The sequence below is a fragment of the Bacillus sp. 22190 genome, assembly GCF_052045575.1.
Lineage (GTDB): Bacteria > Bacillota > Bacilli > Bacillales > Bacillaceae > Bacillus > Bacillus altitudinis.
The window spans coordinates 108,573-124,020 of sequence record NZ_JBQEPF010000004.1 but is presented as its reverse complement, the minus strand read 5'-3'; the positions used below and the strand labels follow the sequence as shown (position 1 = coordinate 124,020).

Below are 15,448 nucleotides of genomic sequence, written 5' to 3'. Positions count from 1 at the left end.
TTGATGCCGGCAGCTTGGACAAAGCATCATTCTCGTATGCGATAAATGAAATTTTTCGACGAAAGAAAATGCTTTTGAACAATTTGGACAGCTTCCCAATGCCACTCCCCCTTTTTCAAGCTTCATACTTAACCTTCGACTTTTATGTAAAATGACCTTTTCTGTCATTCTCGACATCCTCTTCTGTTGAAAGATTCTAACAATTACCATACAATCAGTAAAAGAGCCTAAAGGAGGTTTTCGGATCAATGACAGTATCCACTTTACACAAAAGGATCAATGAACGTCTTGATGAACATTATGAGGAAATGGTTGAAATTAGACGCTATCTCCATATGAATCCAGAACTTTCTTTTCAGGAAGAGGAAACAGCTGCTTACATCGCTCAATATTATGACAGATTACATATCCCAACACGCACACATGTAGGCGGACATGGTGTACTCGCTTTTATTGAAGGAACTTCCCCTGGACCGACCATTGCACTGAGAGCTGATTTTGATGCACTTCCCATTCATGATGAAAAGGATGTACCTTACCGTTCAACAAAACCTGGCGTCATGCACGCATGCGGTCACGATGGCCACACAGCAACACTTCTCGTCTTAGCGAAGATCTTACATGAGCACCGAGATCAATTAAAAGGAAAAATCGTCCTCATTCATCAACACGCTGAAGAATATGCCCCCGGCGGTGCGAAACCAATGATTGAAGATGGCTGTTTAGACGGTGTTGACGTCATTTTCGGCACCCACCTTTGGTCCTCAGAGCCATGCGGCACTGTTCTTTATAAAAGCGGGAACTTTATGGCAGCCGCCGATCGTTTCTCTATTCAAGTGCAAGGGAAAGGCGGACATGGCGCACAGCCGCACCTGACGAAAGATGCCGTACTCATCGGTTCACAAATTGTAGCCAATCTTCAGCAGGTCGTGGCCCGTAAAGTCAACCCGATTGATTCTGCGGTTGTATCTGTAGGGGGATTTGTCGCTGAAAATGCCTTTAACGTCATTGCAGATTCGGCCGTGCTGACAGGTACTGCACGTTCCTTTGAAGAGAGTGCACGCCATATCATTGAACGTGAAATTGAACAGGTGGTGAAAGGTGTCTGCCACATGCACGATGCTTCTTATACTTATGAATATGTAAGAGGCTATCCTGCAGTCAAAAATCACCCTGCACCAACTGAATATATAGCAGAAATAGCCAAACAGACAGAAGGAGTCACAGAAGTAAAAGAAGCCGAAACCCAAATGGGCGGAGAAGACTTTGCTTACTACCTTCAGCATGTTCCTGGTACTTTCTTCTACACAGGCGCTATGCCAGAAAACAGCCAAGATGTGTATCCACACCACCATCCAAAATTTGATATTAACGAAAACGCAATGCCTGTCGCAGCAAAGGTAATCGCTCATGCCGTCCTTTCCTACGATGAATGAAAAAAAGCCGCTGCTGGGCAGCGGCTTTTCTATTTCGATTCTTTCAACACTCTCAAGTGAAACACATGGCGTGCGACTTCACCAAGCTGTCCTGTCAGCTGATGATTTGCCACCCCGCCAACAGCGGCACCGACCACAGGCATTAATTGAAACAGCTTCACAAGATCAATATAATCTCGATATTCCTGCTGAAAGCTATACCAATCCATTTCTTCCCGGGTTGTTTCCCATTCTTCAATGAGTTTCATCATTTTTTGACGGTGTGTACTGCTTGAAAAGGCGAGTTGAAAAATACAAAGCAAAAAGAGCCTTTCCTCTTTTTGAGACAAATCAAATCCATATATACAGGCAAGCTCATAAAGACATTTCATTTTAATACTCAAAAGGAGAGGGAAATCCGCCATTCCGAGAAACAATCCACCCGCACCTGTGCCAATTCCTTCAATCGCAGCGGCCTTTTGATAATATGTCACCTTTTCCTTTGCCAGCTCATTTCGCTCTACAATAGACAATTGTTCATCAATGACTGTAAATGAAGTAAAATGGCTTCCTGATACGGTGGATTCAACCATTGTTTTCACCGCACTTGTGATGACTTGATGAAATCGAGCAGGGATTCGGCGATTCACTTGCTGCTGAACGCCTTTTGAAAACCGCTCGATCTTGGATGGTTTTCTTAAAAAACGCATTTGAAAAAAAATGGCCTCTTCATACAGTTCCCGTTCAGCTGCATTCATCCCAATTCCCTCCTTGGTGACATCATACACACGCTGTAAAAAATGCTTATCTCATCTTTTTTAATCTGCTTTGTACGTAAGGCTTGAAGAGGACAAGCACAAATACCAATGAAATGAGAAGAGCAAGTCCGCTTCCCTTCCATCCACCTGCTGGGAAAACGGCGGAGCTCAGTACAATTGACTGGATGATGAGTACATTTCGTACGAGAACAAAAAAGCTTCGATCTTTTTCTTGCTGAGACACAGGATAAAGTGCCTGTAACGACAGATGAGCAAAGTGCTTTGTTAACGGGACAAGCTGTACACCTGTGATAAAGACCGTAAACAAGACAAGTAATGCACCCACCCAGCCTGCTGCACCCGTATACAAGAGGATGAGCACAAACACGACCGTTAACCTAAACACAAGACCAAAATAGTCATTTGAACGTAAAAACGCCCTCACATACATATAAGAAAAAGCTTTACTCTGTTCATAAGGGACAAACTGCAAGACCCAGTCCATATACGCCCTTCTTTTCACTTGTTTCTTTAGATGAGGGACATCCGTAAATAAGTTTGCCAAGCGGTAAAAACGCTGTTTTCGTTTTAACTCATCAGAAATATGCAATTCCCATTGAAAGGGCTGTTTTTTTACTGCATTTGTTAGATAAATGAGATAGACAGCATATAAAAGATAAAAAACAATGGCAATGGCATAAGCTGCTTGTAAAACGGTATACATTAACATTGTATTGAGCAGAAAACGAATCACTGCATCAATCCATCTGACATGTTTCCCTTGAAAATAAGTGATTCTCCATTGAATTGCTGTATTCAGACCTTTTATTAAGATCATTTGCGCCAAAATGAGCACATATAGCATCAGATCGCCTGAGGAGACAGCCGAATATAGCGGAAGTGCAATAATGGACACGGCAATCAAAGGAAATAACTGAGAAATGAAGCTAAAGTTAAACGCTTGTTTTAAATAAGGGTCCATCTTAGCTTCCAAAGGAAGCATAAACACAAGATCTGCCTCTTTGATCAACGTTCGCACGTAAGAACTAGTCAGTACCAATGAGAAAACAACTGCCATCACCCAATAGGATGGGAAGTGAGCTGGAATATGCTTCAGCCAATTACTGTACCAGCTCGCCCCGCCTGCAAGGAAAAAAATGAGCACAATCACAAGATGATCGTTGAACATATATTTTAAATATTTTCTTGTTTCTTGTACGTGTTCTTCTAATCGTGATTTCCAAATGGTTTGCGTTGTTTTACTCATAGCTTTCTTCCTTTGTTAATTCCAAATAAAGATCATCGAGTGTCGCATCTCTCATGTTGAACTGCTCTCTTAGTTCTGTCAGTGTTCCTTTCGCTCTAATTTCCCCTTCATGCAAAATAATAAAGGAATCACAATAACGTTCCGCTGTGGCTAAAATATGCGTTGACATCAGAACACTTGCGCCATTTTGTTTCGCCGCATTCATACGTTCTAATAGTGCGTTGATCGCAAGCGGATCAAGCCCTAAAAACGGCTCATCGATAATATACAACTCTGGCTCCACAAGAAACGCACACATAATCATCACCTTCTGCTTCATCCCTTTAGAAAAATGAGCAGGGAACCATTTCAATCGCTTCTCCATTCGGAATTCCTTCAGCAAAGACGGCAGACGTTCTTCTAATTGTTCTTTTGAAAGGCCGTAAGCCATCGCTGTCAGCTCTAAATGCTCTTTTAACGTTAATTCTTCATATAAGACAGGTGTCTCTGGAATAAACGTAAATTGTGAACGATACGCCTCTTGATCTTCTTGAAGGGTTCGTCCGTTCAGCTCAATGACCCCTTTATGAGGTTTCATTAATCCAATAATATGACGAATGGTTGTACTTTTTCCCGCCCCGTTTAAGCCAATGAGACCAACGATTTGGTTTCTTTCTAATTCAAATGAAATATTTTTCAGAACGGGATTCTTTGTATATCCACCCGTTACATCTTTTACAGTTAGAAGGGACATCAGTTCGTTCCTTTCTTTCTTTTTTCCTTTATAGTACCAAAAACGAAAGACAATTTGAAATGTTTACCTATAGACAACTCATGAATAAAACATCGGCATACTGGTCATCATAATGTATGTAGAAGAAATGAACTTGATGACCAATACGTAAATGAGGTGTTTGTTAAAGGCAATGACCGCATGACAAATTGGTTTTTCATCTAAAACCTTAGCTTCTGTTTTGCTTCACTGATTCTTGATTTTTGTGTCCTATACAAATATGTATACGACGAACCAAAACGTCAAATGAGGTGTTTACGGCAGAAATAGCAGGCATATGAATTCTTTATTTCAGTAAATAGAGAATTCAAAAGGCATATCAAATGAAAGCATCAGCATTTCTTCTGCAGGAGCAGGATGAGCGACCAAAGGAGTTCGCTTGTCCTGTTTTCTTTTTTGCTTCTTTTTGTGATACGATAAAGGAAAAATAATGAGGAGTGACATGGCGTGAGCGACTGCATTTTTTGCAAGATCATTGATGGAGACATTCCATGTGCAAAAGTATATGAAGACGAGAATGTATTGGCTTTTCTTGATATCAGCCAAGTAACAAAAGGACATACCCTTGTAATCCCGAAAATACATAAAGAAAACATTTATGACATGACACCAGAAGTGTCTAATCATTACTTCCAAGCGATTCCAAAAATCGCTAGAGCCATCAAACAAGAATTTGAACCAATTGGTTTAAACCTTCTGAACAACAACGGTGAAAAAGCCGGACAATCTGTGTTCCATTACCATATGCATATTATTCCGCGTTATGGCAAAGGCGACGGCTTTGGTGCCGTATGGAAATCTCACCAAGATCAATATACATCAGAGGATTTAAAAGACATTTCTTCTGCCATCCATACGCGCCTTACCTCATCTTAATTGATGAGGTTTTTATTTTTTTCGCCTCTTTTCTGAGCTTATCCTCTGAATCGTAAGATATTTAGGACGATTCAAATTTTTTGTCCAAATGCTTCAAATTTGTGATAGGATGGTTTTATCTTTTGATCCATTAACGCGAGAAATAGGGAGAGATTGTGATGAAGCGAACGACGAATTTTAATGCTGGTCCGGCGGCGCTGCCGCTAGAAGTGCTTCAAAAAGCACAGGAAGAACTTGTTGATTTTAAACAAACCGGGATGTCTGTGATGGAACTTTCTCATCGCAGCGGTGAGTATGAAGAAGTCCACAATAAAGCGAAAGCACTCTTGGTAGAATTGATGGACATTCCAGAAGATTATGAGGTCCTCTTTTTACAAGGCGGGGCAAGTCTTCAATTTGCAATGATTCCGATGAACTTCTTACATGAAGGCGAAACGGCTCATTTCATCCAAACAGGTGCTTGGTCAGAGAAAGCCTTGTCAGAAGCAAAAGGGTTTGGTGAAACATCAGTGTTTGCCTCAAGTGAAGACGACAACTATTCGTATATTCCAGATGTAGATGCGTCCGTTTTAAATGACGGTGCTTACTTGCACATCACATCGAACAATACCATTTTCGGTACTCAGTGGAAAACGTTCCCGAACACGTCACTCCCGCTTATTGCCGACATGTCCAGTGATATTCTCAGCAAAAAAATAGACGTGTCTTCATTTGATTTCATTTATGCCGGGGCACAAAAAAATCTAGGGCCTTCTGGTATCACGATTGTGATCGCGCGCAAACGTTTATTAGAGAAAGAAAAAAGCGGCACACCTAAAATTTTAAAATATTCAACACATGCCAAAGCCAATTCTCTTTATCACACACCACCAACTTTTGCGATTTATATGCTGTCCCTTGTCCTGGAGCATGTGAAACAGGCGGGCGGTGTAGAAGCAGCAGAAAAACGCAATGAACAAAAAGCAGCGCTTCTGTATGATACGATTGATCAAAGTGGCGGTTTTTACAAAGGGCATGCACGTGCTGACAGCCGTTCGCATATGAATGTCACGTTTACCCTGCGTGATGATGCACTCACTGCATCCTTTGTGGAGAAAGCAAAACAAGAACAAATGGTTGGACTCGCCGGCCACCGTTCTGTTGGCGGATGTAGAGCCTCGATTTACAACGCTGTCTCTATAGAAGACTGCCAAAAGCTTGCGGACTTTATGAAAAAGTTCCAGCAAGAAAATGAGTAAAAAGGCTTTTCTATCGTGAAATAAATTTGTTATAATAACGAGAAATATAAAGTCATGACTCTTGCAATAAATGATCAGCCATATTATTGGAGAGTTCTAAGAGCTTAGCAGAGGAGAGCATAGAAATGAAAACAAAAGAATTAGTGATTATGTCATTGCTTGCAGCAATGGGAGCTGTTTTGCATACGATTTTTCCGCCCATCTTTTTCGGAATGAAACCTGATATGATGCTGGTCATGATGTTTTTAAGCATCATCCTTTTTCCGAAGGTACAGCATGTCGTTGTGATCGCCCTAGTCACTGGGGTCATTTCCGCTTTGACAACAGGTTTTCCAGGCGGACAAATTCCAAATATGATTGATAAACCGGTGACAGCCTTTATCTTCTTAGCCCTTTTCTTATCTTGCCAGAAGATCAAGAACAAAGTCGTTCTGACTGCTGTACTCACCGCTGTTGGGACCGTCGTATCAGGCGTGATTTTCCTATCTGCCGCTTTACTGATTACTGGACTGCCGGCTGCGTTACCAGCACTTCTTGTAGGTGTTGTCTTGCCAGCAACTGTGATCAATACGATAGCTATGGTATTTGTCTTCCCGATTGCTCAGTCCATATTAAAGCGCGCAAGAATGATTGAAGTCGCTTAACGAATAACTGAACCTCTTCATTGGATGAAGAGGTTTTTTTCATGCTTCTATAAAAGAAAAAGGGTAAGCAGCAAAATGGAGAGCGAAATCCCTGCACCTGCTGCACACACAATTGCTTTTTGTCTTAATACATGTTTTGGCGGATAAGACCCCGCATACCCAAGCTGCCTTACATAATGAATAGAACCACCTGCGAAAATCACACACATACACGTAAAAACGAACAGAAAGACAGACAACCTTCTCCCCTCCCTTTTCTTCAAAAGTATGCTAAAATAAAGCAAGCTATGTATGGAAGTTCAATGAAGCTGATCGTCAGCTCAGAGAGAACATGCGAATGTGTAAAATTTGACTAGAGGTGATTGGAATGGCTAGTGGACGTTCTTTATTAACAGGATTATTTGTAGGCGGTCTCCTCGGAGGTGCGGCAGTGCTCCTGACGACTCCCTCTTCTGGCAGAGATGTACGCGGAAAGATGAAAGACGGCTATGACAAATTCGAAGATACGCTGACAAGATTAAAAAGAGATGGACAAGCTTTAAAAGAGCAGATTGTTGAAACCGCAAAAGAAAGTGCTGAGGTCATTAAAGAGGTCGGAACTGAATTGCAAACATCCATTCAGCAATGGCGCGAGGAAATCAAACCTCATCAGCAGGACTTACAAAAGGAAATTCAGGAAATTGAGGAAAAGCTCAAACAACTGGAGAAAACCTTACAAAACTAATATACTCACAAAAAAATATTCGTTTACAAAAGTGTGCGGGGTGCGTATCCCGCACTTTTTTTGTTGAAAAAAGGTTATTTTGTCAATGTTTTTCATGACTTTTAAAAATTCTTGAATTTTCAGCTTTATTAATCTTTATTTTATTGGCATAATAGAATTACAAGAAAAAGAGAAGTAGGTGAAATGGATGAATCATTCGGAACAGCCTTTCGATGTAAAAGAAGCACTTTTATTCAGTCAAAGAATGGCCCAATTGAGCAAAGCTCTTTGGAAATCCATTGAAAAGGACTGGCAGCAGTGGATCAAACCGTATAACCTAAATATCAATGAACATCATATTTTGTGGATTGCGTATCAATTAAAAGGAGCTTCAATATCAGAAATTGCAAAGTTTGGCGTCATGCATGTATCAACGGCGTTTAACTTCTCTAAAAAATTAGAGGAAAGAGGATTTTTAAAATTTTCTAAAAAGTTAAACGATAAACGCAATACGTATATTGAACTAACGCCAAAAGGCGAAGAGACATTCCATAAACTACTCGAAGATTACGACCCGGCCCGAACTGGTATTGTTAAAGGCGCACAGCCGCTTCATGACATTTACGGAAAGTTCCCTGAAATTTTAGAAATGATGTGTATTATCCGAAACATTTATGGTGAGGATTTCATGGAGATTTTTGAGAAATCGTTTTCAAACATTGAGAAGGACTTTTTGAATGAACGTGGGAAAGTCACGAAAAAGCCTGAAGAACTTGAAGACTCAGCAGAGGAAAAAGCGGCTAAAGCAAATCAAATTGTTTAATGATCTTTATAAATTCATTCATTAACGGCTGAAACAGCCCTTGATCATGCAAAGCAAAAATCGTCTCATGAACATCCAGCTTTCCAATTAACTGTCCCGCAAACAGCGCAAGGAGATCGTCGAACATGACGTAGCCTTGTGCTTTTTGCTTGTCCATTTCATCTGAGAGCTCAACACAAATACGCTCAATGTCCTTTGCCTCTTCTTTCGATACACGCTGCCGGATCAATAGCGCATAATATGGATAACGGCTCATATCTGTCGCCGTCAGTAACAGTTCCATATAATATTCGAGCTGGCTCATTCGTTCCTCAATACTCATGTACGTTCCCTCTTTCTCTTAGTCACTCTATTTTAGCCGAAATTACTCATTGACGAAAGAGACGAACCTCCCTCTTATGTCTTTTTTTCTTGAAAAACCCAAAGTTTCCTCTCTTTATTCCTTATGAATGTAACAATTTATTTTTTTTCTTGAAAACCATTGATTTTTATCCTCAGGAAGAGTAAATTATCTTGAGATATTCAATTAGTTTTTTTGAGATTGGAAGGATGAAAAATGAATTGTTGGAAGACCATTAATCTTGAAAAGGATTATGGTTATACGAGAATGATGATTTCAGCCATATGTCTTACTGTATTTTTTTTCATTATGGCATTTTTATGTTTTCAACTGACTCATCCTGAAACGAGACTCAGCAGTCACAATGCACCACTTTTTGTCGTGCTTTTACTTGCGACATTGCTTGTCCACCGCGTGGTTCACTTGATCCCAGTCATGAAACATAAGAAAAAAATGACGTTATTTAAACGAAATTGCTGGCAGCGCGTGCCTAAGAGAGTGATGCTTTTCTCACTGCTCAGCCCGTTTTGTGTCATCTCACCTGTTTACTTTGTTTTAGGAATGGCATTTCCAATGTACGCACACTATTTTATCATGATCGCAAGTATTCATGCAGGCTATTGTTTGCCTGACTTTTTATTTGCTTGGAAACTGCTCAAAGCGCCAAAATCATGCATCATTGATCAAGCCCAAGACGAGTTTGATATTTTAGTTGACCCAACTTCCTCATCATGAGGTTTTTAAAGCCAACTTCTATCTTTTTCATAAAAAATTTGGTAATGTAGTATGGGAATAGCATAGAGAGGGGGGATCTCCGATAGTTTTATTTTACTTCATCGTCTTTGCCGCGTTTATTGTGTATTCAATAAACAGGCTTACTAATACATTATGCCTTGTCAGAGAGATTCCTGAAGAACGGCAAGATAAGGTGTTTCGCTTTATCAATGTATCGATACTGATCTTACTGATCTCATCATTTGTTGAAATTACCATATCTATTTAAGATCAAAGCAAAAGCTGCCTGTTTGATGGCAGCTTTTTGTGTATGATGATCTATTAGCAAATCCAAGATGCACCGATAATGATCAATAAGATGAATAATACGACGACTAGTGCAAAACCGCCAGCAAAGACTTCTCCTCCCATGTGAAAACACCTCCTGCCAGTTCTTCCTCTGTTCTAAGCTCAGTGTATGCAGAAAATTTTAAAACGTTTAGGCACTTGTCATCGTTTTAAAAAAGAACCGCCCGCACGCATGGCAGGACGGCTCCTTTCTGTAACAGCGATTTAATTAATAAAGATATGCTGCACCAACGATGATCAGCAAAATGAATAGCACGACCAATAAAGCAAACCCATTAGAATATCCTGCTCCCATATAATTCAGCCTCCTTTTTGTGATCAATATATGTGTATGTTGGTCGCAAAAATTTGACTAGACGAATGCCCTCCCATTTGCATTTCTTTTTACAGCATGTCACAATATGTTATGATACAAGCAATGATAAATAAATTGGAAAGATTAGGAGTGTTTTTTGAATGAAAAAAATGGCTTTAGCAGCTGTAACAGCAGTAAGTGTTTTAACTCTTGGCGCATGCAGTAGCGGTGACAAAGAAGTGATCGCAACAACAAAATCAGGAGATGTCACAAAAGAAGAGCTTTACACAACACTTAAGAAACAAGCAGGTGGAGATGCTTTAAACCTACTTGTTCAACAAAAGGTTCTTGCTGACAAATACAAAGTATCAGATAAAGAAATTGATAAGAAATTGGAAGAATATAAAAAGACACTTGGTGAAGATCGTTTAAAACAACTTCAAGATGAATTCGGAAAAGATTACATCAAAGATCAAGTAAAATATGAGCTGCTGACTCAAAAGGCTGCCAAAGCTAACATCAAAATCACTGACAAAGAAGTAAAAGCGTATTACGATGACCTAAAAGGAAAAATCCGCGCAAGCCACATTTTAGTTGCTGACAAGAAAACAGCAGATGAAGTAGAAAAGAAATTAGATAAAGGCGAAAAATGGGATGACCTTGTATCTGAATATTCAACTGACACTGCTTCAGCAGCACAAGGCGGCGATGTAGGCTGGTTCGCAAAAGATGGCCAAATGGATGAGAACTTCAGTAAAGCTGCCTTCAAACTAAAAGTAAATGAAATCAGCAAACCAGTAAAATCTCAATTTGGTTACCATATCATTAAAAAGACCGAAGAACGCGGTAAATACGATGACATGAAAGCAGACTTGAAAAAAGAACTGCTTGATCAAAAACAAGCAGATAACAATGAAATTCAAACGATCTTAAACAAATTGGTGAAAGATGCTGATGTGAAAGTAAAAGATAAAGAACTTGAAAATACATTCAAAGAAAAATCTGAGCAAACCACACAACAAACAACAAACCAATAATGAACGAAAAACCCCTCTACATGAACTTGTAAGGGGTTTTTTATTCTTATTGATTATGCAATCGAATGGTCCTCATGCTTCGCCGTTTCCTGGGATCGTTTCATTTGCTGTCCTTGACGTCTACGCTCTCTCTCTTGCTCCATTCGTTCGATAAAGATTTCTCCCTCTTTTTCAATAAAGGATTGATCAATCTCTTGCTCCTCTTTGGCTGTCGTCATTAATTTATAGGCACAAAAGATAATACCAATGATACATGCATATACCCACCATGGAAAAAATAACATTGTCTTCCCCTCCTTTTTCAGGACTAATCTCTCTTCCTTTGTGTTACATGCTTATGCGAAAAGAAGACAAGTTATGAAAAAAACGCCCGCATCAAACGGGCGTTTTATCATGATGATTCATTGTGAAAGGTTGGTTTATAAAACGAACGATTCTCTAGTGCAAAAATACGCTCTGTATATTCTCCTGGCTTCACATGCTCAAGCGCACGATCCATCATGTTCATTTTTGCATCTAAATTATCTATATAGTGGAGAATTTCGGCTTCCTTCACCATTGGTGGTTTAGGACTACCCCACTCCCCTTTTCCATGATGACTGAGCACTAAATGCTGCAGAATCAGAATTTCCTCAGAATCAATGCCAAGCTCCTCTGCGGCTTTCGCAATTTCTGTCACCATAATAGAAATGTGGCCAATTAAGTTCCCTTCTACTGTATATGTGGTGGAGACAGGACCCGAAAGCTCTTTGACTTTCCCTAAATCATGTAGAATGATCCCTGAATATAAAAGATCTCGATCTAGTGATGGGTATAGATCAACAATGGATTTCGCTAAATGAAGCATCGATACCACGTGATAGGCAAGACCCGAAACAAACTCGTGATGGTTTTTCGTAGCTGCTGGGTAATCAGCGAATTCCTGTCCATATTTCTTCAGCAAATGTCTTGTGACACGCTGAATATTAGGGTTTTTCATATCAAAAATATATTGCATGATGGTATCCATCATATCGTGCTTTGGAATAGGAGCTGTTTCAAGAAAATCATCAATGCGGATTTGCTCGTTTTCAGCAACAGGACGTATATTCCTAAGCTTCAGCTGATTCCTTCCGCGATAATGATGAATATCACCTACTACCTTCACAATGGTTTGCGCAGCATATGTGAGTTCATCATTCTGCTTTGCATCCCATAGCTTCGCCTCAATATCTCCACTTTGATCTTGAAGAATTAACGTTAAAAATGGTTTGCCATTACTCGCAATCCCTTTAGTAGATGATTTAATTAATAAATGCAGGTCAACTTGTTCGCCGACGTCATAGGTCATGATCCCTTTAGCCATTCAATAAATGCTCCTTCCATGTTTCTGCTCATATAAGTATAACATAAGTCATAATTTGTCAATCATTCCACTACTAAACTAGTAATCTGCCCGTCTTCCGCAGCTTGTTTCATATAATGATGACAAGTGAAATAAAACAGCTGTGTTTCAAAACGAGTGAGTTCATTCATCAGCTCCAGTACCCTGTCTAGACGGACATGATCAAAGTGAACGAAACTGTCATCCATCATAAATGGGAGCTGACAATCTTGCTGGTGGGACAAAGCAAGTGCAAAACGAATCGAGAGATAAATTTGCTCACATGTTGCTTGTGAAAGCTCCTCCGGGCGGAATAGGCGTCCATCCCTCCGTTTCACAATCAGACGGTCATCTTCGGCAGAAAATAAAATCACTTCATATCGATCATTCGTTAACAGCTGAATAAATCGGGAAGCTGTTTGGAGGAGTGCTGGTAGCCTCGTTTCTTTATGCTCATTGAGTTTCTCTCGAATGACGGAACGAACGAGCTGAATAGCCGCCCATTTTTTCGCTAGATGCTTTGCCTGCTCCTGCTCTACAGCAAGCTGATGAGTCAAATCAGACACTGTACCTGATGCTTCTATTTGGCGTATTTCTACTGCTAATTCTGCCAAGCGTTTTTTCATATTCGTCACATTCTCTTGCATGTCATTCAGACGTCTTTTTGCTTGTGCACACTGCTCCTCAAGAGTGCGTAAACCTTTACGGACAATGACCTCTTCCTCATCTATATAACCGCTTTTGTGTAGCTCTTGGTTCAGCTGCTGCAAATTGTACAGCCGCTCCCGGTATTCTTTTGATAGATGAGATAGGACATGATAATCTTCTTTTGACGCTGCTTCTACTTTTCGAAAAAGCTCGTCCGTTTGTTTTTCATAATATTGAACTTCTCCTTCTAATGTTGTCAGCTGCTGCTCTACATGTTGAATGGATACGTGCAATGTCTGACGTTCTTTTTCTCTTTTTTCCTCATCTTTCAATATCTCTTGAAAAGCTGAGATATTCTCTTGAATGGTCCCTTCTTTTCTTTGAAGGAGACTCATGAGCGCTGAAACTCTTTGCTCGTAGATCGATTGCTGCTGTGTGAGCATCTCTATTTCCTTGTTAAGCGCCTCATATGCCGCTGTATTCGCTTTTAATTGTTTCAAGATATGGAAAGCTTCCACAAGGAATGAGAGCTCTGAGGACAAACCCAGCTGCCTTCTCATATCTTCTACTTGCTGCTGTACAGGTTCCAGTTCCCGCTCCCAGTCTTCATATTGCTGTATCATTCTTTCGTATAAAAGCTCCTTTTGCTTCACTAGCGTTTCAGCTGAAGCTGTTTGAACTTGAAAAGAATGATAGGCGTTACTGTCGTTTGCTTCCTTCAGCTGAGTCTGTTTAAGCACTGGATAAATAGCAATCAAGATAAATACGGAAAATCCTGCAAACAGTAACGTCACCCAGCTCTCTGCTAAAACGAATAAGACCGTGAGAATGATAGCACATAGCACGAACATCAGCGGGAATAACCACACTCTGGAATGCTTCTGTTTCACTGTAGCCCTTGTGCCCCTGACATCTTCTGCATCTTGCTCTTTAACGGGCTGTTCCTTTAATCCTTTTAGAGCGGTTTCCGCTTCTTCTAGCTCATGTCTTGCATGATCAAACCGGTCATCGAGCTGCGTTTTCCTATCCATTAAACGAACGTATTGGCTCACAGCCTCTTTTAATTCCCACTCAAAGTCAAGTGAATCATCCAGCTGGTCAAGCTTGATTGGACGCTGCCACTTCAGCTTCGCTGATGCTTCTTCTATTTTTTGTTTCAAAGAATTCTGCTCTGATTTCCCTTCTGCTAAGCGTTTCTTCACAAGTTCAGCATCAGATGATTCAGCTATGACTCGCTTCATCTCCAATACCGTATCCTTGTCATAGAGTGGCTGAACTTGCGTGAGCGACGTTTGCAAATGATCTAATTTTTGTTTCAGTGCCGTCACTTGCGCCTTTTTTGGGTGAAGGTGTGATTCTAATTTATCAAGTTCATGCGCGGTTTCCGGTCTAAACCGTTTGACTCGTTCTGGATAACTAGCCAAATCTTTTTTTAACTCTATCTTGTTTTCTATCATAGGATAAAGTCGAATATGTTCCGTCAAAAGCTGAATCTCTTCTTCAGTCTGTCTCATTTCATGCTGAAGCATTTCTACCTTTTCGGTTAATTCAGCTTGTTCTTTTTTCTTTGCGGTATAACGACTTTCTACCAATTTGGCCTGTTTTAACTTACCTGACAGCTCTTTTACATGATCAAGCTGCTGATTTAATTCAGGCTTACGTCCATTCGGTTTAAAAAGCTGCTCCTGCTGTTTTAGCAGCCTGCTGTCCATTTTGGATGCCGCATCTGAGCCAAACAAACTTGAAAAGAGTAGAAATTCCCCTATTTGATCTTGATTTAATGCTTGTACATTTTGCAGACCAAACACGTCAAAAGAATAGATCGATTGGTATAATCTGCGATCCGTTCCCTTTAACATCGCATGTAGAAACGCTTCATCTTTCACTTCACCATTTGGCAGCAACACCTGAGCTTGTCCGCCATGATCAGATGTTCTTTCAATATGAATCACACCTAATTCTTCATCTAAACATGTAAGAGACCCGCCATAAAATGAGCCATGCTTTGGCTTATACATATGGCTTTTGGAAAAACCAAATAACATCGATTCAATAAACGCCTTCAATGTCGTTTTCCCCGATTCATTCAGGCCATAAACTAACTGAAAACCGTCATCAGAAAAGTGGAAGGTTTGATTGGAAAATTTCCCGAAATTCGCAATATGGAGTGAACGTATTTTCATCAT

Annotated in this window: 19 protein-coding genes; 9 read left to right on the top strand and 10 right to left on the bottom strand. The window is 40.2% G+C overall.

Features of this window, described 5'->3' with window-relative positions:
* Nucleotides 1-248: 248 nt before the first annotated feature.
* Nucleotides 249-1,436, top strand: coding sequence for a M20 family metallopeptidase (locus ACTJKA_RS07165; RefSeq protein ID WP_050827107.1), 1,188 nt, complete (start codon nucleotides 249-251; stop codon nucleotides 1,434-1,436).
* Between the two features lie 29 nt (nucleotides 1,437-1,465).
* Here the strand turns inward: ACTJKA_RS07165 and ACTJKA_RS07160 are convergent, their stop codons facing one another.
* The 3 genes from ACTJKA_RS07160 to ACTJKA_RS07150 are packed head-to-tail and all read right to left on the bottom strand — an operon-like array spanning nucleotide 1,466 to nucleotide 4,173.
* A complete protein-coding gene (locus ACTJKA_RS07160) occupies nucleotides 1,466-2,173 on the bottom strand; it encodes an EcsC family protein (protein WP_017360311.1) in 708 nt (235 codons plus the stop codon).
* Between the two features lie 46 nt (nucleotides 2,174-2,219).
* Nucleotides 2,220-3,440: an ABC transporter permease gene (locus ACTJKA_RS07155; protein ID WP_046527139.1), complete on the bottom strand. Its 1,221-nt coding sequence runs from the start codon at nucleotides 3,438-3,440 to the stop codon at nucleotides 2,220-2,222.
* Entirely contained in the window at nucleotides 3,433-4,173 is a 741-nt protein-coding gene (locus ACTJKA_RS07150; RefSeq protein ID WP_008348877.1) for an ABC transporter ATP-binding protein, read from the bottom strand. Before ACTJKA_RS07150 ends, ACTJKA_RS07155 begins: the two co-directional genes overlap by 8 nt.
* A 486-nt stretch (nucleotides 4,174-4,659) precedes the next feature.
* On the opposite strand from ACTJKA_RS07150, the gene ACTJKA_RS07145 reads away from it, so the two are divergent.
* From ACTJKA_RS07145 to ACTJKA_RS07135, 3 genes are all read left to right on the top strand, one after another.
* Entirely contained in the window at nucleotides 4,660-5,088 is a 429-nt protein-coding gene (locus tag ACTJKA_RS07145) for an HIT family protein (protein WP_171465144.1), read from the top strand.
* A gap of 158 nt (nucleotides 5,089-5,246) precedes the next feature.
* Nucleotides 5,247-6,326, top strand: a complete 1,080-nt coding sequence (gene serC / locus ACTJKA_RS07140) for a 3-phosphoserine/phosphohydroxythreonine transaminase (protein ID WP_007497164.1) — start codon at nucleotides 5,247-5,249, stop codon at nucleotides 6,324-6,326.
* A 125-nt stretch (nucleotides 6,327-6,451) separates the two neighbouring features.
* Nucleotides 6,452-6,970, top strand: a complete 519-nt coding sequence (locus ACTJKA_RS07135) for a tryptophan transporter (protein WP_008348886.1) — start codon at nucleotides 6,452-6,454, stop codon at nucleotides 6,968-6,970.
* Between the two features lie 47 nt (nucleotides 6,971-7,017).
* Here the strand turns inward: ACTJKA_RS07135 and ACTJKA_RS07130 are convergent, their stop codons facing one another.
* Nucleotides 7,018-7,209, bottom strand: a complete 192-nt coding sequence (locus ACTJKA_RS07130; protein WP_008348888.1) for a hypothetical protein — start codon at nucleotides 7,207-7,209, stop codon at nucleotides 7,018-7,020.
* Nucleotides 7,210-7,337: 128 nt separating this feature from the next.
* On the opposite strand from ACTJKA_RS07130, the gene ACTJKA_RS07125 reads away from it, so the two are divergent.
* Together ACTJKA_RS07125 and ACTJKA_RS07120 are read left to right on the top strand one after the other, a co-directional pair.
* On the top strand, nucleotides 7,338-7,694 hold the full coding sequence (locus tag ACTJKA_RS07125; protein WP_007497160.1) for a YtxH domain-containing protein: 357 nt from the start codon (nucleotides 7,338-7,340) through the stop codon (nucleotides 7,692-7,694).
* 187 nt (nucleotides 7,695-7,881) lie between these two features.
* Nucleotides 7,882-8,496, top strand: a complete 615-nt coding sequence (locus ACTJKA_RS07120) for an HTH-type transcriptional regulator Hpr (protein WP_008348891.1) — start codon at nucleotides 7,882-7,884, stop codon at nucleotides 8,494-8,496.
* On the opposite strand, the gene ACTJKA_RS07115 is transcribed toward ACTJKA_RS07120, so the two are convergent.
* On the bottom strand, nucleotides 8,474-8,818 hold the full coding sequence (locus ACTJKA_RS07115; RefSeq protein WP_440607665.1) for a YhaI family protein: 345 nt from the start codon (nucleotides 8,816-8,818) through the stop codon (nucleotides 8,474-8,476). The two genes, ACTJKA_RS07120 and ACTJKA_RS07115, sit on opposite strands and share 23 nt — an antisense overlap.
* Before the next feature lie 234 nt (nucleotides 8,819-9,052).
* On the opposite strand from ACTJKA_RS07115, the gene ACTJKA_RS07110 reads away from it, so the two are divergent.
* Together ACTJKA_RS07110 and ACTJKA_RS07105 are read left to right on the top strand one after the other, a co-directional pair.
* Entirely contained in the window at nucleotides 9,053-9,571 is a 519-nt protein-coding gene (locus ACTJKA_RS07110) for a DUF3267 domain-containing protein (RefSeq protein ID WP_007497155.1), read from the top strand.
* A gap of 82 nt (nucleotides 9,572-9,653) precedes the next feature.
* Nucleotides 9,654-9,839: a hypothetical protein gene (locus ACTJKA_RS07105; protein WP_072368131.1), complete on the top strand. Its 186-nt coding sequence runs from the start codon at nucleotides 9,654-9,656 to the stop codon at nucleotides 9,837-9,839.
* Between the two features lie 53 nt (nucleotides 9,840-9,892).
* Here the strand turns inward: ACTJKA_RS07105 and ACTJKA_RS07100 are convergent, their stop codons facing one another.
* The gene (locus tag ACTJKA_RS07100; RefSeq protein WP_017360317.1) at nucleotides 9,893-9,982 is read right to left on the bottom strand and encodes a YjcZ family sporulation protein; all 90 of its coding nucleotides are present in this window, start codon (nucleotides 9,980-9,982) and stop codon (nucleotides 9,893-9,895) included.
* 145 nt (nucleotides 9,983-10,127) lie between these two features.
* The gene (locus ACTJKA_RS07095) at nucleotides 10,128-10,214 is read right to left on the bottom strand and encodes a YjcZ family sporulation protein (RefSeq protein ID WP_008361129.1); all 87 of its coding nucleotides are present in this window, start codon (nucleotides 10,212-10,214) and stop codon (nucleotides 10,128-10,130) included.
* A 161-nt stretch (nucleotides 10,215-10,375) separates the two neighbouring features.
* Here ACTJKA_RS07095 and ACTJKA_RS07090 point away from each other — a divergent pair, with 161 nt between their 5' ends.
* Nucleotides 10,376-11,251, top strand: coding sequence for a peptidylprolyl isomerase (locus tag ACTJKA_RS07090; protein ID WP_007497153.1), 876 nt, complete (start codon nucleotides 10,376-10,378; stop codon nucleotides 11,249-11,251).
* A gap of 53 nt (nucleotides 11,252-11,304) precedes the next feature.
* Here ACTJKA_RS07090 and ACTJKA_RS07085 read toward each other — a convergent pair whose 3' ends face one another.
* The 3 genes from ACTJKA_RS07085 to ACTJKA_RS07075 form a co-directional block, all read right to left on the bottom strand.
* Nucleotides 11,305-11,535, bottom strand: coding sequence for a sporulation YhaL family protein (locus ACTJKA_RS07085; protein ID WP_017360318.1), 231 nt, complete (start codon nucleotides 11,533-11,535; stop codon nucleotides 11,305-11,307).
* A gap of 107 nt (nucleotides 11,536-11,642) precedes the next feature.
* Nucleotides 11,643-12,596 carry a 3'-5' exoribonuclease YhaM gene (gene yhaM / locus ACTJKA_RS07080; RefSeq protein WP_007497151.1) on the bottom strand — a complete coding sequence of 318 codons (954 nt, stop codon included), beginning with the start codon at nucleotides 12,594-12,596 and terminating at the stop codon, nucleotides 11,643-11,645.
* A gap of 62 nt (nucleotides 12,597-12,658) precedes the next feature.
* Nucleotides 12,659-15,445, bottom strand: a complete 2,787-nt coding sequence (locus tag ACTJKA_RS07075) for an ATP-binding protein (protein WP_268357547.1) — start codon at nucleotides 15,443-15,445, stop codon at nucleotides 12,659-12,661.
* Between the last annotated feature and the right edge of the window lie 3 nt (nucleotides 15,446-15,448).